A 22,061-nucleotide genomic window follows, 5' to 3' on the forward strand; every position below is an offset into this window, starting at 1 on the left:
GGCGAAGCTCAAGTTTTTGAGGCAATCAAACAGGATTACGGCGCTGTCTTGACCGGAACGGCGATCCAGCGGCCGTTCTGGCCCTCGAAACCGGCACTGAGGACCATGATCAACGCGACTTCCACCGGAGCGCCTTCGAGCGACGAGCTGCTGACGACGCCAGCCAGCCGGTAACCGGTGACGCAGCCGCGCGAAGCCGGAATGCGCTGGTCTTCGTGAACCACGTCGTTGACGGGCTTCCCGTTCCGCTCGGTAAAGCGAAGGCGCAAGGAGACCGTCTTTTCGACTATGCCTTCACATTGCGGCCCGAGCGGTTGCGGGACCTCGTCGAGGACAAGCGTATTGGCTTCTCCGACCGGCGGTACGGCCGGAACGCTGCGATAGCGCAGCTGATGAGGAGCGTTGCCGATCTCGGTGATGGGGTTGAAAGCGACCAGTTCACCTGGATGATTGGCGAGCTCGTGGGTTTCGATCATCACATCCGCGTCGTTGTGCACCTGCCAGCGGGCCTTGGCGATCGTCGCTCCATCCTGTTCCAGCCGGACCCGGTATGGCGTTCCCGGCAGGTAGGTATCCTTGTTGAGGTCGAGCGCGTAGATATTGGCATAGGGGAAGCCGGATCCGTCCTGGATGCCGTATTCCTCGAAGGCGAAAACGGCGCCGTCGGAGGAAAAGCCGATCGGGCGCACGCTTGCGATATCGGCCGCGGATGTGGAACCGGCGAACAACATCGCCGCAAATGCCGGAACCGAAGATCGCAAGGCTGATATCATCTGCGTCCGTCCTCCGCCGCAGCCTTCAGCCGCGCGATGTTCTCACGATAGGCCGCGATTCCTTCGCCTTTGTAAACCGCAGATCCGGCAACGAAGACATTGGCGCCCGCAGCGGTTGCCGCGCCGATCGTGTCCGCGGTAATGCCGCCGTCGACTTCCAGCTCGATCGGCCGGCTGCCGATCATCGCCTTGGCAGCGCGGATCTTGTCGGTCATCGCGGGAATGAACTTCTGGCCGCCGAAGCCCGGATTGACGCTCATGATCAGGATCAGGTCGATATCGTCCAGCACGTTTTCGATCGCCGAGAGCGGCGTTGCCGGGTTGAGCGTGACGCCGACCTTCTTGCCGAGCGAGCGGATCGTCTGAAGCGAGCGGTGCAGGTGCGGCCCAGCCTCGACATGCACGGTAATGCCGTCGCATCCGGCCTTGGCGAAGGCTTCGAGGTAAGGATCGGCCGGCGAGATCATCAGGTGGCAGTCGAAAAAGGCGGTGGTATAAGGCCGCAGCGACTTGATGACGTCGGGACCGAACGAGATGTTCGGTACGAAATGCCCGTCCATCACGTCGAGATGGACCCATTCTGCTCCCGCTTCGACGGCGTCGCGCACTTCCTGGCCGAGCTTTGAAAAATCGGCCGCGAGAATGGACGGGGCGATGCGGATCGGCAGGGCGGTGGCGAGCGTCATGGTCGAAAGTCTCCGGTTGTCGACGGTCCCTCTAACATTGCGGCGTGGACGGAACAATCGTCAGTCTGTCGCCGGACGCGAGAGGATGAACGTGGATCCGCGCCATTCGAGCAGGCGGAACGGATTGTCCTTCAGTTCGTGACCGCGATCGAAGGCGATCGGGCCGATCACGGTATTGAAGGAACGGCTGCCGATTGTCTGCGCCAGGGGCTGGCCTGTCGCCGCGGTCACCGCCTGGTGAACAAGTTCGGTCGCGGCATAGGCCGGCAGCAGATAACCGTCCGCGTCGATATTTTTCGCGCGCAGGGCTGCGACGGCCGCTGCCGCGGAGGGCAGGGTGGCATAGTCGGGGAGGGCGACGGCCAGGACGCCCTCGCGCAGGGGCACCGGACGGTTGGCCGCACGCAAGTTATCGCCGCCGAGCAAGGTGAGGGGAAAGTTTTCCGAAGCGCCGTCGCGGGCGATGATCGCCATGTCGTTGCGGTCGCCGCCGACGAACACATGGCTTGCCCCCGCCTTGGCAAGACGACGCACCAGCGCCACCTGCTGCTCCTGACCAGGCCGGAACGTGTCGGTGAAGATCGGCGTGATGCCCATCGGTTCGAGGCGCTGACGGATGGCGCTCGCAAGTTCGCGGCCGTAGATCGTGCCGTCCTCGACCAGCGCGATCGGCTCCGCCTTCCAGATGCTGAGGATGGTTTCGGACAGTTTCTCCGCCTCGTCGCCTTCGGCTGGCGCCATGCGGAAGAACGGCCAGCCGTTGCGCAACGTGTCTTCCATCAGGATCTTCGAGCGCACTGATACGGTAATGGCCGGGATCTGTGCGGTCTTCAGCAGCGGCAATGCGGTGGAGAGCGTCTCGACGCAGAGGAAACCGACCGCGGCGGACACTTTCGCGTTGGCGAGGCCCTTGGCGGCGGCAGCGCCGCCGTTTTCATCGCAGCTCTCGTCGATCTCGACGACGGTGTCGCCGCCCGCCTCCGCTGCGGCGCGTGCGCCCTGAAAGACCTGGGTGCCGAGCGGTGCGTATGGGCCGGAGCGCGGCGCGACCACCCCGATCACTGCCGCCGGTGCCGATCCGCATCCGAGAAACGAAGCCAGCAGTCCGGCGATGATGAAACGTCGTGCTGTCATGTTTTTCCTGGGATTCTTTCTTGAAGCGACATTTAGCTTTCTGATCGCAGCCGTCAAAGAGAATCGGCTTGTCGAAGTAAAAAGCCGCAACTCCGGTGGACATCAAGGGTTTTTGCCACCATATCTCAAAGAGTAATGCGGGACTGACAGCAGTCCCCCGATGCCTTTCAAGAGATGCCTTTGACGGACCAGCCTTTCCTCGATCCCGTCCACTACCGGAACGGCATGGCACGATACGCTGGCCACGTCCAGGTTGTGACAACGGAATTCGAAGGCGTGCGGCGCGGCGTGACGGTGACGGCAGCCTGCTCAGTCTCTGACAACCCGCCGACCGTGCTCGTTTGCCTGAACGGCAGCAATGCAAGCAATGCCATCTTCGAGAGGAGCGGCGTTTTTGCTTTGAATTCGCTGGCGGCGCATCATCAGGCGCTGGCGACGGGGTTTGCGGGCCTGAGCGGCGTTCCCGCCGAGGAGCGGTTTGCGCTCGGAGATTGGAAGACGCTGGTGACCGGCGCTCCGGTACTGGCCGACGCCGTCGTCAGCTTCGATTGCCGGCTGACCGACATAAAACGGGTTTCGACCCATTTCGTCATGTTCGGCGAAGTGAAGGCCATGCATTTCGGCGAGGCGAACCCCTCGCTCATCTATCTGGATCGCGGCTTTCGTAGCATATAGGATGCCGTTTGAAAGGGTGTGATTATGCCTGAAGGAAAAACGAGCGCTCTACCGACCTCGATCGACGAGACGATCGCGCTTTTGGGCGCCGAGGATTATCTTGCCGGACGTTCGCTCGGCACGGTGATCTTCCTGGCGCTGAAGATGAAGCGCCCGCTCTTCCTCGAGGGCGAAGCGGGCGTCGGCAAGACCGAGATTGCCAAGACGCTGGCCAAGGCCTTGAACCGGCCGCTGATCCGGCTGCAGTGTTACGAGGGCCTCGATATCTCCTCGGCGGTCTACGAATGGAATTATCCGGCCCAGATGCTGGACATCCGGCTTTCGGAAGCATCCGGCGTCAAGGATCGCACCCGCATCGAGGCGGATCTGTTTTCCGAACGCCACCTGATCCGCCGGCCGGTGCTGCAGGCGCTCGGCCAGCCGGGTGGTCCGGCGCCGGTCTTCCTGATCGACGAACTCGACCGCACGGACGAGGCCTTCGAAGCGTTCCTGCTGGAAGTGCTTTCGGACTTCCAGGTGACGATCCCGGAACTTGGAACGATCAAGGCGCAAGAGCCGCCGATCGTCATCATCACCACCAACCGCACCCGCGAAATCCATGACGCGCTGAAGCGGCGCTGCCTCTATCACTGGGTCGATTATCCGGATGCGGCACAGGAACTGGAGATCATCCGACGTAAGGTGCCGCAATGCTCCGAAACCTTGTCGCGGCAGGTGGTCGCCTATGTGCAGAGGCTGCGGACAGTCGATCTCTTCAAGAACCCCGGCGTCGCCGAAACCATCGACTGGGCGACGGCGCTGACCGAGCTCGACCGGATCGCGCTCGATCCGGAAACGATCGCCGATACGCTCGGCACGCTCTTGAAATATCAGGACGATATCGCCCGCATCAAAGGCGGCGAGGGCGAGCGGGTGCTTTCCGAAGTGAAGGCAGAACTTCTGGCAGCAGGGTAGGGCCATGGCAGGCTTGAGCGACGACGGAATGATTGTCCCGCCGGTTCCGGCCGGCGCTGGAGGGTTCGGTCTGGCGAGGTCTGCCGACGATGGCCGGCTCGCCGACAATCTCGTCTATTTTTCGCGTGTATTGCGTCGTGCCGGGCTGAAGACCGGGCCGGCCGCTGCCGGCGACGCGATTGCCGCTGTCGATGCGATCGGCATCGGTTCGCGCGAGGAATTCCACGCGGCGCTGTCGGCCGTCTTCGTCAAGCGCCACGAGGACCAGCCTGTCTTCGATGAGGCCTTTCGCCTGTTCTGGCGTTCCCGCGATCTGGTCGGCAAGATGATCGCGATGATGTCGCCGAAAGCTGCCGACAATCGCGAAAGGGAAAAGCAGAAGGCCGGCGCCACCCGCGTCAGCGAGGCTCTCACGGCCGACCACCCGGAGACCCCAAACCGCAAGAAACCGCCGGAGATCGAGGTGGATTCCCGCTTCACGACCTCCGCCGGCGAGATCCTCAAGCGCATGGATTTCGCCCAGATGAGCGCGGCCGAACTGGCCGAAGCCCGGCGCCAATTGGTCAAGCTCGCTCTGCCCTTGGATAAGGTGGCAACGCGGCGGTTCCGGCCGTCCAGCCGCCCACCGAGGATCGACCCGCGTGCCACCATGCGCCAGGCAATGAAGAGCGGCGGCGATCTCATTTTGCCGCGGTTCCGCCAGCGAAAGACGGCCCCGCCGCCGCTGGTCGTGCTCGCCGATATTTCCGGCTCGATGAGCCAGTACACCCGAATCTTCCTGCATTTCCTGCATGCGCTGACCGAAAAGCGCACCCGGGTGCATACCTTCCTGTTCGGCACTCGGCTGACCAACGTCACCCGCCAGATGCGCCGCCGCGATCCGGATGAAGCACTGTCCGGTTGCACCGATGCGGTGCGCGACTGGTCCGGCGGAACGCGGATCGGCGCGACGCTCGCCGAATTCAACCGGCTCTGGTCCCGCCGCGTGCTGGGGCAGGGCGCCGTCGTGCTGTTGATCACCGACGGCCTGGAGCGGGAAGGCGTCGAGGAACTGGCACGGGAAATGGACCGGCTGCACCGTTCCTGCCGCCGTCTGATCTGGTTGAACCCGCTATTGCGCTTCGATGGTTTCGAGGCCCGGGCGCGCGGCGTACGCGCCATGCTGCCGCATGTGGACGAGTTTCGCGCCGTCCATAACCTGCGCTCGCTTGCCGATTTGGCGATTGCATTGTCGGATGATCATACAAAGGCCGCGGACCCGCGGCGCTATTTGGACATGAGGAGGGTCGCATGACCGTTTCCGAAATTCTGGACCCGTTGCTGACCGCCGAGAGCTGGAAGCAGGCCGGCCGCGACGTGGCGATCGCAACGGTGATCGAGACCTGGGGCTCGGCTCCGCGGCCGACCGGCAGCCATCTCGTCATCGACGGCGAGGGCAATTTCGAAGGCTCCGTCTCCGGCGGCTGCGTCGAAGGCGCTGTCATCACGGAGGCGATCGATGTCATCGAGAGCGGCGCTCCGAAAATGCTGGAATTCGGCGTTGCCGACGAGACCGCATGGCGGGTCGGCCTGTCCTGCGGCGGCCGGATTCGCGTCTATGTGGAAAGGCTCGGCTGATGCAGCTCGAGGTATTGACGAAACTCAACGCCGCAAGGCGCTCTCGCAGGGCTGCCATGGTCGTCACCGATCTTGCCAGCGATGACACGCGGGTCGTCCTGGAGGGCGAGGCCGCCTCCGGTCCGCTCGACGAGGAGATCGCTAAGACGTTTCGCAGCGGCAAGGCGGGGACGGTCGAGGTCGAAGGCCGGTCGCTGTTCCTCAACGTGCACCTGCCGCCGCCGCGCATCGTGGTGATCGGCGCCGTGCATATCAGCCAGGCGTTGGCACGACTGGCCCCAGTCGCCGGATATGACCTGACGATCATCGATCCGCGCACGGCTTTCGCAACCGAAGAGCGTTTCGAGGGTGTCGAGCTGATCGCCGACTGGCCGGAAGACGTGTTGAAGGATCGCCCGCTCGACGCCTATACGGCATTGGCGGCGGTCACCCATGATCCGAAGATCGACGATTTCCCGCTCTCCGAAGCGCTGCGGGTCGGGTGCTTTTATGTCGGCGCGCTCGGCAGCCGGAAAACCCATGCGAAGCGTGTGGAGCGGCTGAAGGAAATGGGCCGCACCGACAACGAGATCGGCCGTATAGCCGCTCCGATCGGCCTCGACATAGGGGCCGCGAGCCCCGCCGAGATCGCGCTCGCCACGCTGGCCCAGATCGTCCAGGCGTTCCGCCGGCGCGATCTCGTCACCGCGGGGTGACGCCATGAGATACGGGACGTTCGAACTCGGCGAAGCTGAAGGCGTGGTGCTGGCGCACAGTATCAGACTGGCCGCCGGCCGCATGTCGAAGGGGCAACTGCTGTCGCGGGATGATATCGCCCGGCTTTCGGAAGAGGGCGTCGCATCCGTCGTCGCGGTGCGGCTCGATCCCGGCGACATGCTGGAGGACGACGCGGCCCAGGCGATCGCCGATGCGATCGCGCCGGACAATCTGCGCTTCTCGGAGGCGACGACCGGCCGCGTCAACATCTATGCCAGGGTGGATGGGCTTTTTGTCGCCGACAAGACGGTGGTGGACGCCCTGAACCGGATCGATCCGGCGATCACGCTTGCCTGTCTTGCCGACCATGTGGCGGTGCGCGCCGGCGACATGGTAGCGACGGTGAAGATCATTCCGCTTGCCGTTGGCGGGGCAAAGGTCGCGGAAGCCGTGGCGCTGCTGGCGGAATCGGTCGCCTTCGAGGTAAAGGCCTTCAGTCCCCGTGCGGTGACGCTGGTCGCGACGGAGCTTGCCTCGCTGAAAGTGTCGGTCATGGATCGGACCGCGAAGCTGCTGGAGCAGAGGCTGGCGCCATCCGGTAGTCGGCTAATAAAAGAGATCCGCATTCCCCATTCCGCCGAACGCCTTACCGAGGTTCTTCAGCGGCTTCGGCTGGAGGAAATTAATGAGCCGGCTATGATTATCGTCTTCGGCGCCTCGGCTGTGGCCGATCCCGACGACGTCATTCCCGCCGCCATCCGCCGCGCAGGCGGTGAGGTGGATCAGGTCGGCATGCCCGTCGACCCCGGCAATCTGCTGGTTCTAGGCCGGATCGGCAAGGTCCCGGTGCTGGGCGCGCCGGGTTGTGCCCGTTCGCCAAAGGAAAACGGTTTCGACTGGGTGCTGAACCGGCTGATGGCCGGCGAGACGCCGACCTCCTTCGATATCACCGGTATGGGCGTCGGCGGCCTGTTGATGGAGATTCCGACCCGCCCGCGTCCGCGCGATGCCACGGCGGAAAAGGCGGCAACATTGTCTGTCGGTGCCCTGATGCTTGCCGCCGGCCAGGCGCGGCGCATGGGCAAGGAGGGACCGCACAAGCTGCTCGCCGAGTTCGACGGTATTCCGCTTGTCCGCCGCACCGCCGGTATCCTGCTGGCGTCGCAGGCCTCGCCCGTGGTCGCCGTAACCGGTCATCGGCGCGACGAGATCGAGATGGCGCTGACCGGCCTCGATATCAGCTCTCACTTCAATCCGGACTACGCCTCCGGCATGGCAAGTTCGCTGGTTGCCGGTTTCTCCAGTCCGGAACTGGCCCAGAAGGACGGCATCCTGGTCATGCTGGCCGACATGCCGGGCGTCACGACGGAGCATCTGAACATGCTGATCGCCGCCTTCCGGCAGGCCGGCGGCGGTGTTGTGGTCCGTTCGGTCTCGGATGGAAAGCGCGGCAACCCGATCATTCTCCCGCGGATAGCCTATGATGCCGTATTGCGGCTGGAAGGCGATGTCGGAGCTCGTGCGATCATCGAAAACTCCGGACTTTCGGTGATCGACGTGGATATAGGTCCTGCCGCGCATCTGGACGTGGATACGCCGGAGGCGGTGACGGCCGCCGGCGGGATTTTGAAAAGGTAGGCGAATGGACAATTCCGACATCGAGGAAATGTTCGAGGGGCTCGGCCCGGTCTCGATCCGCCGCATGTTCGGCGGCAAGGGCATCTATCACGATGGTTTGATCGTTGCGATCGATCTGCGCGGCGAGATCATGCTGAAGGTGGATGCCGTCAGCGCGCCGGAATTCGAAGCGGCCGGCGCCAGGCAATGGTTCTATGAGGGAAAGAAGGGAAAGCCGGTGCTGATGCCCTATTGGTCGGTGCCGGAAGACGCCTTCGACGATCCCGACGAGATGCGCAAATGGGTGCGGCTCGCATTCGACGCGGCCGTGCGCGCCAACTCCAAATCCTGAACTTCAACCCTGAGTGCTAGATTTCGCATCTTGCCCGACAGGGTCCGAAGCACATACCGTTCACCGCATATTGAGGGACGTCGGCCGCCGAATCTCTCGGCAAGCTTGCATCCGGAAATTCTGTCAAAATGATTTCATCAAGTCGACCGCTTCGGTTCTCCGGAGCGGTTTTCGTTTGCACTCATTTTGGGAGATATGAAAAGGCCCTGGCAGAAAAGGCAGAAAGCGGCTGAGGCGGGTTGTGAGGATCAAACCAGCCGATGTCCGACAGTTTGTCGGGCTCCGTGAGCGAAGGTTCGCCGGTGAAATCCTTGGTGACGTAGATCAGCGACACCCAGTGCTGCAAGTCGGCTTCGATGATCTCTTCGGCCATGCAGAGAAAATCGACCTTGCCGATGGTGAGGCCGGTTTCTTCCTCCGCCTCGCGGCGGGCGGCTTCCGAGGAAGGTTCCATCGGATCGACCTTGCCGCCGACAATGTTCCAGAAGCCCGCTTCCGGCGCCTTCAGGCGACGGCAAAGCAGAACCTTGCCGTCGTCGCGCAGAATCACCAGCCCGGCACCGACGCCAGGAAAATCAACGCCGGGCGTGAACACGGAAGTGTTAAGCCTTGCCGCCGTTTGCGACGATCAGCATGAAAGCCGGAATATCGTCGCCGAAGCCGATCGGGGTAGGGCCGTCGTCGTGATCGCGGTGGTAACGCTGGCGACGCTCGCGATTGTCGTCGTTTGCGGGTGCCGGGGCAGGTGTCGGCCGCGAGTTGCGGTTGCCGCCACTGTTCTGCGGCTTCCTGTCTGCCTTGCGTTCCGGTTTCACGGTTTCCACCCTAGCTTCCACAAATGCCTCTTCGACTGCTTCAATCGGATTATCTTGAATCTTCGTGTCAGCCTTGTGACCCGAATCCCCGCGCCCAGAATCAGCACGTCCCGAATCGCTTCGTCTGCCGCGGCCGCGCTCCTTATCACGATCCCGGCCCTTGCGACCACCACGTTCGCTCTCATGGCTTTCCATCGGCGCCGGAAGGGCGGAAATGTCGCCGTTCAGCCATTCGATCTTCTCGTTGATGAGATTCTCGATGGCAGCGAGATATTTGGTGTCGGAGCGGGTGACGAGGGTAAACGCGCGGCCCGAACGGCCGGCGCGGCCCGTCCGGCCGATGCGGTGGACATAGTCCTCCGCGTGGATCGGTACGTCGAAGTTGAAGACGTGGCCGACATCCGGAAGATCGAGGCCGCGTGCGGCGACGTCGGAGGCGACCAGCAGCTGGATATTGCCGTCGCGGAAATTCTGCAGCATCGTCGTGCGCGAACGCTGGTCCATGTCGCCATGCAGCGCGCCGACCGAGAAGCCATGCCGCTCGAGCGAACGGAAAAGATCGGCGACGTCGACCTTGCGGTTGCAGAAGATGATCGCGTTCTTCAGATCGTCCTGGGCCTTGATGAGATCGCGCAGCACGGCGCGCTTCTCGTAGTCCTTGTTGTGCGAAGCGACGAGGCGCTGCGTCACGGTCTTGGCGGTCGACGAAGGCTTGGCGACTTCGATCCGTTCCGGGTTCTGCAGGAAGCGGTCGGCGAGCTTCTGGATCTCCGGCGGCATGGTGGCCGAGAAGAACAGCGTCTGCCGGGTGAAAGGGATCATCTTGGCGATCCGCTCGATATCCGGGATGAAGCCCATGTCGAGCATGCGGTCGGCCTCGTCGATGACGAGGATCTCGACGCCGGTCATCAGCAGCTTGCCGCGCTCGCAATGGTCGAGCAAGCGCCCGGGCGTGCAGATCAGCACATCGGCGCCACGTTCCAGCTTGCGGTCCTGGTCGTCGAAGGAAACGCCGCCGATCAAAAGCGCGACGTTGAGCTTGTGGTTCTTGCCGTATTTTTCAAAATTTTCGGCGACCTGGGCGGCGAGTTCGCGGGTCGGCTCGAGGATCAGCGTACGCGGCATGCGGGCGCGGGCGCGGCCCTTTTCCAGAAGCGTCAGCATCGGGAGAACGAAGGAGGCCGTCTTGCCCGTGCCGGTCTGGGCGATGCCGCAGATATCGCGGCGCTGCAGAGCATGCGGGATCGCCCCTGCCTGGATGGGCGTGGGGATCGTATAACCCGCGTCTGTGACAGCGGAGAGGACTTTCTGGCTCAGGCCAAGATCAGCAAATGTGGTCAAAGGGAATTCTGTTTCCGTTCCGGTTCTGTACGAACACTATGGGAGTCGATGCATGGCTGCTCGACAACTGGCCCGCGACATAGGACCAAAATGTCCAAAAGTCAAGGAAAGCAAGGCGATTGGCCGCCGGATTGGTGAATGAAGATGCTCGCGGGGCAAGCCGGCTATCGTTCTGCCGGCAAAGGATTGCCTTTTGGCCGACAGCTTACCTCAATTGAGGTAGGTGGTGAGCTTCATGCCGGCATTGAGGAAGTGCACGGGATCGATGGGATTGCCGTCGCGGCGGACCTCGTAGTGGACGTGCGGGCCGGTGGAGCGGCCGGTCGAGCCTGCCTTGCCGATCACGTCCGCGGCAGCCACTTCGTCACCTTCCTTCACCAGGATTTTCGACATATGGCCGTAGCGTGTGGCGATGCCCTGGCCATGGTCGATCTCGACCATGTTGCCGTAACCGCTGGTGAAGCCGGCCGATACCACCTTGCCGGCGCCGGTGCTTTTCACGTCGTCGCCGGTCGAGGCCTGAAAATCGATCCCCGCATGCAGCGCAAGCCGGCCGAGGAAGGGATCGATGCGGTTGCCGTAGCGGCTGGTGACCGGACGGCCGGGCGCGGGATTGCCGAAGGGCAGGTCGCGCGCCGTCTCGCGCACGGCTTCCAGCCGGCTGAGTGCGGCATCGAGTTCGTCGAGCGAGGCATCGAAGGCACCGATCTGGGTTTGCGGTGCGACATAGGGGCCACCAACGCCGCTCGTGGCGTCTTCCGTCACCTTGTCTGCGGATGCCACCTCGACGCCCGTCCGCTTCAGGATTGCGGCGATCGCATCTGCGGTTTCCGAGGCGCCGGTCGTCAGGTTGGCGATCTTGGCAAGCTGTTCCTTCTCGATGTTCTTCAGCGACAGCGTCACTCTGGAGAAGACCCGATCGGCCCTGTCGGCGATGTTTTCGCGGAGCGGCGCATAACCAAGCGCGGTCGACATCTGGAGCGGCGTGGCGGAAGTTTCGCCCGAGAGGAGTTTCTCGATCGCCTTGACGCCGCCGCTGCCACCGGAAAGCGAGGCCTGGCGTTCCTTGGCCGGCGGCTGAAACACGGTCGGTGCCGGTGTTTCAGGCGTCGTGAGGCCGGACTCCTCGGCGCGGTTCAGAAGAGAACCAAGTTTGCCGTGGCGCGAAAAGAGGGCGTTCTGCTGTTCCAGCAGCTTTTCGACTTTCTGCTCGACCACCTGCTGGTCGAGAAGCTGGCGCGAGGTGATGCGGTCGAGCTGGGCGCGCAGCGCAGCGATCCTATCCTCGTAATCGTGCTGCATGCGAGCCTGCCGCGCCATCGTCGCACCGATCAGGTCGTCGCGGATGACCAGATAGGAGGTGGCACCGAGATAGCCGATGGCGAAAACGCCGAGAAAACAGAAGGTCAACGCGGCCATCCAAGGCCGGATGGTCATGTGGCGGATCTTTTCACCGCTGGCGAAAATGAGAACGTGCTGGGGCGCCCGCTTCCCAAATACCCGGTTTTCGGTTCCCTTCGCCACGCGGATCTCCCGGAGATGCGACTCGTCCGGCCGCTGTTCCCATTGGTGGGATTACACATGGATATGGTTAACGAACGCTTTAATCGAGGCGTTCAAGCGTAGCTGGTGGAGGTCAGCGATCGGTAGAATGACGGCGTAAGGCCCGCCTCGGCCCGGGCGATATCGTTGAACGGTGCCTTGAGTGATCCACGGAAATTGGCGCGCACCAGCTGCTGGAAAGTCGCGGCCGGATCCTTGCGCTCGCGGGCGCACAGAAAGCGGAACCATTTCGCGCCGATCGCCACATGGCCCTTTTCGTCATTGTAGATTACGTCGAGAACGGCTGCACTTTCGAGATCGCCGGTCTCGCGCATCTTCGCCTGCAGCGATGGCGTTACGTCGAGCCCGCGGGCTTCGAGAATGAGCGGCACGACGGCGAGGCGGGCGGTAAGGTCGTTGCGGGTGGAATGGGCCGCCTGCCAGAGGCCGTCATGGGCGGGCATGTCGCCATAGTCGGCGCCCATGTCGTTCAGCCGAGCCCGCACCATCCGGAAATGTTTGGCCTCCTCGAAAGCCACCTGCATCCATCCGTCGAAGAAGGAGTTCGGCACCGGCTCGGTCGCAAAGCGGGCGACGATATCGAGCGCCAGGTCGACGGCATTGAGCTCGATATGGGCGATCGCATGCAGCGTCGCGATACGGCCGTTGACGGTGTGCAGCGAACGTTTGCCAACTGCCTTCGGCGGCACCAGCTCGGGCTTTGCCGGCCGGCCGGGCCGCTCGGGCAGGGGCGGATCGAGCGGCGAGCGGAGCGACAGCCGACGTTCGAACCAGCGGGTGGCGGTCTCCTGCGCCAGCCGCGTCTTGATATCGAGATCGGCCGACAGGATTGCCGCCGTTGCGCCGCCCCGAAGCGACGTGATCGAAAACTCGCCCGCCATCGATGTCTCCTGCTTACAACGCCTTGAGGCTTTCTAGCACCTCCTCGGCATGCCCTTTTACCTTCACCTTCGGCCAGATCCGGGCGACGCGCCCGTCGGCGCCGATCAGGAAGGTCGTGCGTTCCACACCCATATAGGTGCGACCATACATGCTCTTCTCCTTCCAGACGCCATAGAGATTGGCAAGGGAAGTGTCCTCGTCGGCCGCGAGAATGACCGAAAGCGCGTGTTTCTGGGCGAACTTGTCATGCTTTTTGACGCTATCGGGCGATACGCCGATGACCGGCGCACCGGCCTTTTCGAAATCGGCTAAAAGGCCCGTAAACGAGATCGCCTCCTTGGTGCAGGCCTCTGTGTCGTCCTTGGGATAGAAGTAGAGGACGACGGGTTTTCCCGAAAAAGCCTTGAGGGAAACGGTGCCGCCGCCGTCGCGTGGAAGTTCGAAGTCCGGTGCGATGTCGCCAATGGTCAGGTTGGCCATGGATTTCCTTTCTTTCGCCGGTATCGTGAGTGATATTTGCCGCAATCGGTATATATTCGCCCGAGCGACGTCCAGAGCGGTCGCGCCCGGTCCGAATACCATTGCAGAAAGACGAGTCCTCAACCTGATGTCGGAAATTCGCGGAGAAAGGGTCAGTTTCAGCCGGAAAGAACTCGTTCCGCTGCATGAATTGCCTTCCGCGCAGGTCGAAGATCCGATCATCGTGCACTGCCCGCTGCCAAGCCGGCGGGGCAGGCGATTCGGCAAGACCGTGCTGCTTTTCCTCCTGCTGGTGTTTCTTGCGATCGGCAGCGCCGTTTTCGCGATCGAGGGCGGCATGGTCGACAGCACGCTTTCGTCGCGCGCCCAGAGCGCCATCAACAACGCCATCGGTCCGCGTTACGTAGCCACGGTTGGCTCGACGGCCATCCGGTTCGATTCGAGGTTGCGCCTTGCGCTTGAGGCACGCGACGTCGATATCGTCGAACAGGCGACCGGCCAACATCTGAGCCGCGCTGGCGCCATGCGCATGGCGGTCGATCCGCTGGCGCTTCTCGGCGGCCGGGTGTCGATCAAGCATATGGAGGCGGAACATATCCGTCTCGACACCGCGCAATTGCCGTCGGGCGATCCGCTGCCGATCTCGGAACTCCGCATCGACGCCATGCCGGCGCTGCTGGAAGAAATTTTCCAGCGCCTCGACGAAGCACGCGCGCTCATCGAGCGAACCGGGACGGGCTCCGTCAGCATCGCCGGTATCGAAATCCTGCTGCCGGCAGCACCCGGACGCAAACCGATCGCGCTGGTCGTCGACGATCTCGAGCTCACGCGCAGCGCCGAAGGAGAGGTCGAGATCAACGGTGCGATCAGCCTCAACGGCCGCAAGGCGGTTCTCGTGGCGGCGTCGAAGACCGTCGAAGGGGTCACCTCGTCGCTCTCGGCCAAGTTGACGGGCCTCGAAGTGACATCTTTCATGCTGCAGCGAACCGAGGATGGCCGGCCGCGCGAGGGGATCGAGGGCTCCCTCGATCTCGATCTTTCCGCGGTTCGCTCACGTGAGGCCGTAAAGCCGGCTATCACCGCGACCCTTCGCCAGTCGCCCGGCCACTTCTATTTCGACGGCATCCAGCAGATCTTGAGCGGCGCCAATATCAATGTGGCCTACGACTTCTCGAAGAATTCGATCGAATTGCTGAAGTCCGAAGCCCGTTTCGGCCCGACCATCCTGCCGTTCACGGGCGCGGTGATCGATCTCGACAGGCTCAACCCGGACGACAAGCGTCCCGGTTTCGGCCTCGACGTTCTGATCAGCGGGGCGACGGCCGTCGGCGCCACGACAAGCGAGCAGCCTGCGCGCTTCGATCTCAAGGCGAACGGGCGTTACCTGTCGGCGGATCGCGAGCTTCAGTTCGATGAAATGGCGGTTTCCAGCCCCCTCGGCCGCATGGCCGGCTCCCTGAAGGTACGGTTCGGCAACCAGTCTCCAGAGATCAGTTTCGGCGCGCAGCTGCCGCATATGGAAGTGACCGGGGTCAAACAGCTCTGGCCGTTCTGGATGGCGCGGAAACCGCGCGACTGGGTGATGGACAATATGTTCGGCGGCACCATTACCAACGGTTCGATCGCCGTCTTCATTCCGGCCGGCCGGATGAAGGGGCCTGGCATTCCGATGGAGCTCGACAAGAACGAGCTGCAGATCGGCTTCGATCTCGCCAATGCCCGGATCAACCTGCCAGGCGACGTGCCCCCGCTGCGCGATATCGACGGCCGCTTTGATTTGAAGGGCGAGGTGATGCAGGTCGATGTCGCGCGCGCCTCCTCCTTCTTCCCGTCCGGTCGTTTCGTCGCCGTCGAAGGCGGCCGGTTCTCGATCCCGTCCACCTATGCCAAGCCTTTGATGGCCGACCTTTCGCTCAAGATTGCCGGACCCGCCGACGCGATGACCGAGCTTGCGAATTTCCGACCGATCAATGCGTTGAAGGGGACCGAATTCAAGCCGGAGGATTTTACCGGCCATGCGCGCGTCGATCTCAAGGCCCATATGGGGCTGATCCTGGCGCACAACCCGCCGAAGCCCACCTGGAACGCCCATGTCGCTCTCGAAGGCGTCGATCTCGGCCCGCAATTTTCCGGTCGCAAGATCGGCGATCTGGATGGCACGCTCGACATCGACAACCTGACGGCGCGGCTCAGCGCCAAAGGGAAGATCGATGATGTGCCGGCCGATATCACGCTGGTCGAACCCGTCGGTCCGGGCTCTCCGACGAAGCGCGAGCGGATCATCAAGACCGTTCTCAACAACGATCAGCGAGAAAAACTCGCCCCCGGTCTCTCCGACGTCATTGATGGGACGGTGACGGCTCAGCTGACGCGGATCGATGAAACCCGTCAGACGGTCTCGCTCGATCTCAGCCGGGCGACGCTTTCCATCCCGTGGCTCGGCTGGACCAAGGGCGGCGGCATTCCAGCAAAGGCGCAGTTCGAGCTGTCTGACACCGGAGGGCGTTCCGATATCCGCAACTTCGAACTCTCCGGCGACGGTTTTGGCGCGCGCGGCAGCTTCGCGCTCAATGGCGGGAGCCTGACGTCGGCGGACTTCTCGCATATGCAGCTCTCGCCGTCCGACAATTATGCGGTGAGCGTCAAACGCGCCAAGGGTAATTTCGACGTCTCGATCAGCGGCTCCGTCGTCGATATGCGACCTGTCGTCACCAAGATCCGCGGAGGCGGAAAGAGCGGCAGCGGCGCCAAGCGCGGTGACGACGATACGAGCAACGCCACCGTGCGCGGCAAGCTCGACCGCATGATCGGCTTCAACGACCAGACCCTCTCGAACGTGTCGTTCCTGTTTTCAAGCCGCGGCGGCAATATCTCGACGGCCGATTTTTCCGGCTCGACGGAAAGCGGTCAGGCGGTCGTCAGCGAGATGAATGCAGGCGACACGATATCGATCACCAGCGGCGACGCGGGCGCTATCATCCGCTTCATGAACCTCTACGACAACATGCGCGGCGGGCTCCTGAACCTGCGCCTGAAGGCGCAGGGCGATGCCTGGACCGGCGCCATCGACCTGCGCAATTTCGCGCTGGTCAACGAAACCAAGCTCCAGTCTCTCGTCGCGACGCCGGATCAGGAAGGCCGCAGCTTGAACACGGCCACGAAAAAGAACATCGATGTCAATTCGGCCAAATTCCAGCGCGGTTTTGCAAGCCTGCTTTATCGCAATGGCTCGTTTGCCATAGAAAACGGTGTCGTGCGCGGCGAGCAGATCGGTGCGACCTTCCAGGGCCTGGTCCGCGATGCCAAGGGCAATATGGAGATGACCGGAACATTCATGCCGGCTTACGGCCTGAACCGCCTGTTCGGCGAGCTGCCGCTGATCGGCGCCATTCTCGGCAACGGCCGCGATCGCGGCCTGCTCGGCATCACCTTCAAGCTCGAAGGCCCGTTCGAAAAGCCGAGGCTGACCGTTAACCCGCTGTCGCTGATCGCGCCCGGCATTTTCCGCCAGATCTTTGAATTCCAATAAAAAGGGCCGCGAAAGCGGCCCGTTTCAATTCATTGCTGAGGAGAGCGGTTTCAGGCCGGGCGCACCAGGATGTGCTTCTTCTTGCCGAGCGAGAGCTTGATGACGCCGTCGCCAGTGATTTCGCCGGTGCCGATGGTCATGCGTTCGTCGCTGACGGCCTGGTCGTTGATGCGTACCGCGCCGCCCTGGACGTGACGGCGTGCTTCCCCGTTCGAACCGGCAAGGCCGGCGCGCACGATCAGCGACAGGAGGCCGATCCCGGCTTCGAGATCGGCGGTGGGAACCTCGACCGACGGCAGGTTTTCGGAAAGCCCGCCTTCCTCGAACGTCTTGCGGGCGGTCTCTGCCGCTTCTTCCGCAGCTGGGCGACCGTGCAGGATGGCCGTGATCTCGGTTGCGAGGATCTTCTTGACCTCGTTGATCTCCGAGCCGCCGAGCGCTGAAAGCCGCGCGATCTCGTCCATCGGCAGCGTTGTGTAAAGCTTCAGGAAGCGCGGGACGTCGGCATCCTCGGTGTTGCGCCAGTACTGCCAGAAATCATAGGCAGACAACATGTCCGGGTTGAGCCAGATGGCGCCGGTCGCCGACTTGCCCATCTTGGCGCCGGAAGACGTGGTCAGGAGCGGCGAAGTCAGCGCGAAAAGCTGCTGCGTCCCCATGCGGTGACCGAGGTCGATACCGTTGACGATATTGCCCCACTGGTCCGAGCCGCCCATCTGCAGCCGGCAGCCGGTCCGCTTGGCCAGTTCCACGAAATCATAGGCCTGGAGGATCATGTAGTTGAATTCCAGGAAGGACAGCGACTGTTCGCGATCGAGGCGCGTCTTGACGCTCTCGAAAGACAGCATCCGGTTGACCGAGAAATGCCGGCCGACGTCGCGCAGGAATTCGAGGTAGTTGAGGCTGCGCAGCCAGTCCGCATTGTTGATCATCAGCCCGTCCTTCGGACCTTCGCCATAGGCGAGATAGTTCGAGAAGACGCGCTTGATCGAAGCGATATTGCCTTCGATCGTGTCAATGGTCATCAGCTGGCGGGCTTCGTCCTTGAACGAGGGGTCGCCGACCATGCCGGTGCCGCCGCCCATCAGCGAGATCGGCCGGTGGCCGGTCTTCTGCATCCAGTGCAGCATCATGATCTGGATCAGGCTGCCGGCATGCAAGCTCGGCGCCGTCGGGTCGAAGCCGATATAGCCGGTGACGATTTCCTTGGAAAACAGTTCGTCGAGCCCGGTCTCGTCGGAGACCTGGTGGATGAAACCGCGCTCGTCGAGCGTGCGGAGGAAATCGGACTTGAACCTGGACATGATCTAACTCTGGCAGGGTGGGGTTTTGGGATATGTGGCCGCGCCTCTAGCACTGTTTTTGCCGGTAATCACTTCAAAAGTGATGTTAGGTGTGATCAGCGCGACGAATGGGCGGCGGCCACCAAGGGACCATGCAGTTCCCGAGACGCAATAGTGAGTGCGAAAAGGCAGTTTATGCATTAACGGTTTCTTGTTTCATACGCTTTTAACATCCGGCCCGGACACGGTAACCGGGTGGTGTGCAGGTCTCCTGCACTGATGGGCTGATGAACGGGGCTGCCTTTTTCCTCGCGGTGAATTTTATCATCGCCATATGCTTCGGCGCGGTTTTCGTTGTGGTTTCCACGCGCAGCCGCTCGCGGACGGCTGCGCTCTGGTTTGCCGCCGCTTTTACCGTCGCCTCGCTCTCGTCAGTCTGCGAATTGCTGGTCGCCTATGCGTATCTCACGAAATTCTGGGCAATCTGCGCCTTCGCATCAGTGCTCGGCGGCATGACCTTGCTCAGGGTCGGTATCGGCAGTCTCTACGGCCGCAAGGTCGCGCCCGTCTGGGCGGGTTGTTTCCTGGCGGCGGGCATCTGCCTCGACCTGCTGATCTACGACCTGCCGCGCGGAACTGCCGCACATGCCTTTTCCTACCAGACACCGTTTGCATTGACGCTCCTTTCGAGCGCGGCGGCCATCTTTTCATCGACCCGCCGGCTGGCGATCGACCGGGCACTTGGTTATCTGCTGCTGGTGACTGGCCTGCATTTCTTCGCCAAGGCGAGCCTTGCGGTGATCGCGGGGGCGGGCACGACCGCCAAGGATTATATCGGCACCAACTACGCGCTGATCTCGCAAAGCTCGACGGCGGTGCTGATGGTCGCGGTCGGATTGACGCTGCTGTCGGTTCTGGTCCTGGAGATCATGGCGGACGAGCGCAGCAATTCGGAAAAGGATGCGCTTTCAGGTCTCGCCAATCGCCGCGGCTTCGAGAATGGCGTCAAGGCCGCGATGGCGCTGGCGCCGAAGGCCGCGCACGCGGTCATTATCTGCGATCTCGATCATTTCAAGCGCATCAACGACACCTATGGCCACCACGTCGGCGACCTTGTGATCCAGGCCTTCGGCGATCTGTTGCAGACAAGCGCTGCCAAGAATGCGGTGGTCGGCCGTATCGGGGGCGAAGAATTCGCGATCTTCCTCCCGAGCACGACGCTCGACATGGCGACACTGTCTGCGCAGGCGCTCAGGGGCGGGACGATGGAGATGGCTGTAAGCGGGCTTGCGCCCTCCTTCGCGGTAACCGCGAGTTTCGGCGTGGCGGAGCTTGCGCCGGGCGGCGATCTTGCAGGGGCGATGCGGGACGCCGATGCCGCTCTCTACGAAGCCAAGCGCTCCGGCCGCAACCGCGTCAGGCAGGCGCCGCACATCGGCTCCCCGCAGCCGAAATCGATCAAAGCCGTCAAATGAAAATGGCCGCCGAGGCGGCCATTCCGATAGTTTTTCCCAACAGTTCTGGAAACAGATCAGCGAATGCGCTTGGCCGCCGGTTCCGGCACCAGTTCGCCGTTGAGGCGGCGGTCGAGATAATCCTCGCATTCGGCCATCAGCGTGTCCACCTGAGCGTTGAAGAAGTGATTGGCGCCCTCGACCATCCGGTGCGTGATTAGGATGCCCTTCTGCGTCTTCAGCTTTTCCACAAGCCCGTTGACGTCCTTTTCGGGCGCCACCTTGTCGCTGTCGCCGTTGATGATCAGGCCGGACGACGGGCAGGGGGCGAGGAACGAGAAGTCGTAGATGTTCGGCTGCGGCGCGATCGACATGAAACCCTCGATCTCGGGACGGCGCATCAGGAGCTGCATGCCGATCCAGGCGCCGAAGGAGTAACCGGCGACCCAACAGCTCTTCGAATCGGGATGCAGGCTCTGCACCCAGTCGAGCGCGGAGGCGGCATCCGAAAGTTCGCCGGCGCCATGGTCGAATTCGCCCTGACTACGCCCGATACCGCGGAAATTGAACCGCAGGGTGGTAAAACCGCGCTTCTGGAACATGTAAAAGAGCTGGTAGACGATCTGGTTGTTCATCGTGCCGCCAAACTGCGGATGCGGGTGCAGGATGATGGCGATCGGGGCGCTCTTTTCCCTGGATGGCTGGTAACGACCTTCAAGGCGGCCGGCTGGGCCGTTGAAAATGACTTCGGGCATCGGTACTCCGGTCAATATGTTCAGGTTCTAGACGAGTATCACGTCGAGTTGGACTTGACGAAGCCGCTCAGCTTTTCTAAAACTCAGTTTAGAACCATTCGAAACTTTGGGCTGCATGCTGGATGCGCGCCCGATGCGATGTCTCTTACGGCAAGGCCGACGGAAATTTCAAGGAAAATGCGGGTCCCCGTCCGCCCCATCTGTAATTCAACATCTATCTAGAAACGGAAGCCGATCAGGCAATGGCGCTGAACCGCACATATCTGGACTGGAACGCGACGGCGCCCTTGAGCGCGCCGGCCCGCGCCGCCATGCTGGATGCGCTGCAGTTGCCGGGAAATGCCTCGTCGGTTCACGGCGAGGGCAGGGCGGCACGCGCCGCAATTGACAAGGCGCGCCGGCAGGTGGCGGCGCTGGTCGGTGCAGAGCCTGCGCATGTGACGTTCGTCAGCGGCGCGACGGAAGCGGCCAATCACGTCCTGACCCCGGATTTCCGCATGGGCCGGGCGCCTTTGGCGATGGGCCGCGTCTATGTCTCTGCGATCGAGCATCCCGCGATCCGCGAAGGCGGTCGCTTCGATCCGGCGCAGGTGACCGAAGTGCCGGTGACGCCGGCGGGTATCGTCGATCTTTCCGCACTCGAGGCGCTGCTGGCCGAACACGACGGCAGCACCGGCATGCCGATGGTCGCCGTGATGCTGGTGAATAACGAGACCGGCATCATTCAGCCCGTGCGGGAAGCTGCCGCGATCGCTCACGCCCATGGCGGCCTGATGGTGGTGGACGTCGTGCAGGCGGTCGGCCGCATTCCGGTGGACATCAATGCGCTGGATGCGGATTTCCTGATCCTGTCGTCACACAAGATCGGCGGTCCGAAGGGCGTCGGCGCGCTCGTCTCGCGCGGCGAGGTGCTGATGCCGAAACCGCTGATCCGCGGCGGCGGCCAGGAAAAGGGCCATCGCTCCGGCACCGAGAATTTCCATGCCGTGGTCGGGTTCGGCGCGGCGGCCCAAGCAATGCGCGAAAACCTTCATGACCGCAATGGCGCAATCGAAGAGTTGCGCAACCGGCTGGAAGCGGGAATGCACCAGGCGGCGCCCGATGCGATCATCCATGGCGAGGCAGTTCTGCGCGTAGCGAATACCTGCTTTTTCACTTTGCCGGGGCTGAAGTCGGAGACCGGCCAGATCGCTTTCGATCTCGAAGGCATCGCTCTGTCCGCCGGCTCCGCCTGCTCGGCCGGAAAGGTTGGCGAAAGCCATGTTTTGACGGCAATGGGGCATGATCCGAAGCTCGGTGCTCTGCGGATCTCGCTCGGCGTCGACACGACCGAAGATGATATCGCGCAGGCGCTGGCCGCCTTCGCCAAGATTGCCGGCCGGCGAAAACCGGCGGGCGAGGCGGCGTGACCGCTTCCAAAAATGCGGATGCGCAAATTTCCGCTTGCCAAAAGGT

The 22,061-nt window shown here is 62.7% G+C and carries 20 protein-coding genes; 10 read left to right on the forward strand and 10 right to left on the reverse strand.

Features of this window, described 5'->3' with window-relative positions:
* Positions 1 to 35: 35 nt before the first annotated feature.
* Genes C5J22_RS25835 through C5J22_RS25845 form a run of 3 tightly spaced genes read right to left on the reverse strand, consistent with a single transcriptional unit; the run spans position 36 to position 2,593 of the window.
* On the reverse strand, positions 36 to 773 hold the full coding sequence (locus C5J22_RS25835) for a DUF2259 domain-containing protein (protein ID WP_105440559.1): 738 nt from the start codon (positions 771 to 773) through the stop codon (positions 36 to 38).
* The gene (rpe, locus tag C5J22_RS25840; RefSeq protein WP_046626418.1) at positions 770 to 1,459 is read right to left on the reverse strand and encodes a ribulose-phosphate 3-epimerase; all 690 of its coding nucleotides are present in this window, start codon (positions 1,457 to 1,459) and stop codon (positions 770 to 772) included. Before rpe ends, C5J22_RS25835 begins: the two co-directional genes overlap by 4 nt.
* A gap of 60 nt (positions 1,460 to 1,519) precedes the next feature.
* On the reverse strand, positions 1,520 to 2,593 hold the full coding sequence (locus C5J22_RS25845; RefSeq protein WP_105440560.1) for an ABC transporter substrate-binding protein: 1,074 nt from the start codon (positions 2,591 to 2,593) through the stop codon (positions 1,520 to 1,522).
* Positions 2,594 to 2,767: 174 nt separating this feature from the next.
* Between C5J22_RS25845 and C5J22_RS25850 the strand changes: the two genes are divergently transcribed.
* The 7 genes from C5J22_RS25850 to C5J22_RS25880 are packed head-to-tail and all read left to right on the forward strand — an operon-like array spanning position 2,768 to position 8,504.
* On the forward strand, positions 2,768 to 3,268 hold the full coding sequence (locus tag C5J22_RS25850) for a flavin reductase (RefSeq protein ID WP_105440561.1): 501 nt from the start codon (positions 2,768 to 2,770) through the stop codon (positions 3,266 to 3,268).
* Positions 3,269 to 3,292: 24 nt separating this feature from the next.
* Positions 3,293 to 4,222: a MoxR family ATPase gene (locus C5J22_RS25855; protein ID WP_105440562.1), complete on the forward strand. Its 930-nt coding sequence runs from the start codon at positions 3,293 to 3,295 to the stop codon at positions 4,220 to 4,222.
* A gap of 28 nt (positions 4,223 to 4,250) precedes the next feature.
* The gene (locus tag C5J22_RS25860; RefSeq protein WP_245440544.1) at positions 4,251 to 5,516 is read left to right on the forward strand and encodes a VWA domain-containing protein; all 1,266 of its coding nucleotides are present in this window, start codon (positions 4,251 to 4,253) and stop codon (positions 5,514 to 5,516) included.
* Positions 5,513 to 5,839, forward strand: a complete 327-nt coding sequence (locus C5J22_RS25865) for an XdhC family protein (RefSeq protein WP_105440564.1) — start codon at positions 5,513 to 5,515, stop codon at positions 5,837 to 5,839. The genes C5J22_RS25860 and C5J22_RS25865 overlap by 4 nt, the downstream gene beginning before the upstream one ends.
* The gene (locus C5J22_RS25870) at positions 5,839 to 6,534 is read left to right on the forward strand and encodes an XdhC family protein (RefSeq protein WP_105440565.1); all 696 of its coding nucleotides are present in this window, start codon (positions 5,839 to 5,841) and stop codon (positions 6,532 to 6,534) included. Before C5J22_RS25865 ends, C5J22_RS25870 begins: the two co-directional genes overlap by 1 nt.
* A gap of 4 nt (positions 6,535 to 6,538) precedes the next feature.
* Positions 6,539 to 8,173 (forward strand): NTP transferase domain-containing protein, encoded by a 1,635-nt coding sequence (locus C5J22_RS25875; protein ID WP_105440566.1) that lies wholly within the window; start codon positions 6,539 to 6,541, stop codon positions 8,171 to 8,173.
* A 4-nt stretch (positions 8,174 to 8,177) separates the two neighbouring features.
* Positions 8,178 to 8,504, forward strand: coding sequence for a TfoX/Sxy family protein (locus tag C5J22_RS25880; protein ID WP_105440567.1), 327 nt, complete (start codon positions 8,178 to 8,180; stop codon positions 8,502 to 8,504).
* A 181-nt stretch (positions 8,505 to 8,685) separates the two neighbouring features.
* Here C5J22_RS25880 and C5J22_RS25885 read toward each other — a convergent pair whose 3' ends face one another.
* From C5J22_RS25885 to bcp, 5 genes are all read right to left on the reverse strand, one after another.
* Positions 8,686 to 9,099, reverse strand: coding sequence for an NUDIX domain-containing protein (locus C5J22_RS25885; protein ID WP_105440568.1), 414 nt, complete (start codon positions 9,097 to 9,099; stop codon positions 8,686 to 8,688).
* A gap of 7 nt (positions 9,100 to 9,106) precedes the next feature.
* Positions 9,107 to 10,660 (reverse strand): DEAD/DEAH box helicase, encoded by a 1,554-nt coding sequence (locus tag C5J22_RS25890; RefSeq protein WP_105440569.1) that lies wholly within the window; start codon positions 10,658 to 10,660, stop codon positions 9,107 to 9,109.
* 210 nt (positions 10,661 to 10,870) lie between these two features.
* The gene (locus C5J22_RS25895) at positions 10,871 to 12,184 is read right to left on the reverse strand and encodes a M23 family metallopeptidase (protein WP_105440570.1); all 1,314 of its coding nucleotides are present in this window, start codon (positions 12,182 to 12,184) and stop codon (positions 10,871 to 10,873) included.
* Between the two features lie 92 nt (positions 12,185 to 12,276).
* Positions 12,277 to 13,104, reverse strand: coding sequence for a ferritin-like domain-containing protein (locus C5J22_RS25900; RefSeq protein ID WP_037082047.1), 828 nt, complete (start codon positions 13,102 to 13,104; stop codon positions 12,277 to 12,279).
* A 13-nt stretch (positions 13,105 to 13,117) separates the two neighbouring features.
* A complete protein-coding gene (bcp, locus tag C5J22_RS25905; protein WP_105440571.1) occupies positions 13,118 to 13,585 on the reverse strand; it encodes a thioredoxin-dependent thiol peroxidase in 468 nt (155 codons plus the stop codon).
* Between the two features lie 127 nt (positions 13,586 to 13,712).
* On the opposite strand from bcp, the gene C5J22_RS25910 reads away from it, so the two are divergent.
* Positions 13,713 to 17,114, forward strand: a complete 3,402-nt coding sequence (locus tag C5J22_RS25910; protein WP_105440572.1) for an AsmA-like C-terminal domain-containing protein — start codon at positions 13,713 to 13,715, stop codon at positions 17,112 to 17,114.
* A 50-nt stretch (positions 17,115 to 17,164) separates the two neighbouring features.
* Here the strand turns inward: C5J22_RS25910 and tyrS are convergent, their stop codons facing one another.
* Entirely contained in the window at positions 17,165 to 18,418 is a 1,254-nt protein-coding gene (tyrS, locus tag C5J22_RS25915) for a tyrosine--tRNA ligase (RefSeq protein ID WP_046667109.1), read from the reverse strand.
* Between the two features lie 266 nt (positions 18,419 to 18,684).
* Between tyrS and C5J22_RS25920 the strand changes: the two genes are divergently transcribed.
* Positions 18,685 to 19,872, forward strand: coding sequence for a diguanylate cyclase (locus C5J22_RS25920; RefSeq protein ID WP_105440573.1), 1,188 nt, complete (start codon positions 18,685 to 18,687; stop codon positions 19,870 to 19,872).
* Between the two features lie 56 nt (positions 19,873 to 19,928).
* Here C5J22_RS25920 and C5J22_RS25925 read toward each other — a convergent pair whose 3' ends face one another.
* Complete coding sequence (locus C5J22_RS25925; protein ID WP_105401381.1) at positions 19,929 to 20,606, reverse strand: alpha/beta hydrolase; 678 nt, start codon at positions 20,604 to 20,606, stop codon at positions 19,929 to 19,931.
* Positions 20,607 to 20,848: 242 nt separating this feature from the next.
* Between C5J22_RS25925 and C5J22_RS25930 the strand changes: the two genes are divergently transcribed.
* On the forward strand, positions 20,849 to 22,015 hold the full coding sequence (locus tag C5J22_RS25930; RefSeq protein ID WP_105440574.1) for a cysteine desulfurase family protein: 1,167 nt from the start codon (positions 20,849 to 20,851) through the stop codon (positions 22,013 to 22,015).
* Positions 22,016 to 22,061 lie beyond the last annotated feature (46 nt).

Origin of the sequence: Neorhizobium sp. T25_13 (genome assembly GCF_002968675.1) — a bacterium.
Taxonomy (GTDB): domain Bacteria; phylum Pseudomonadota; class Alphaproteobacteria; order Rhizobiales; family Rhizobiaceae; genus Neorhizobium; species Neorhizobium tomejilense.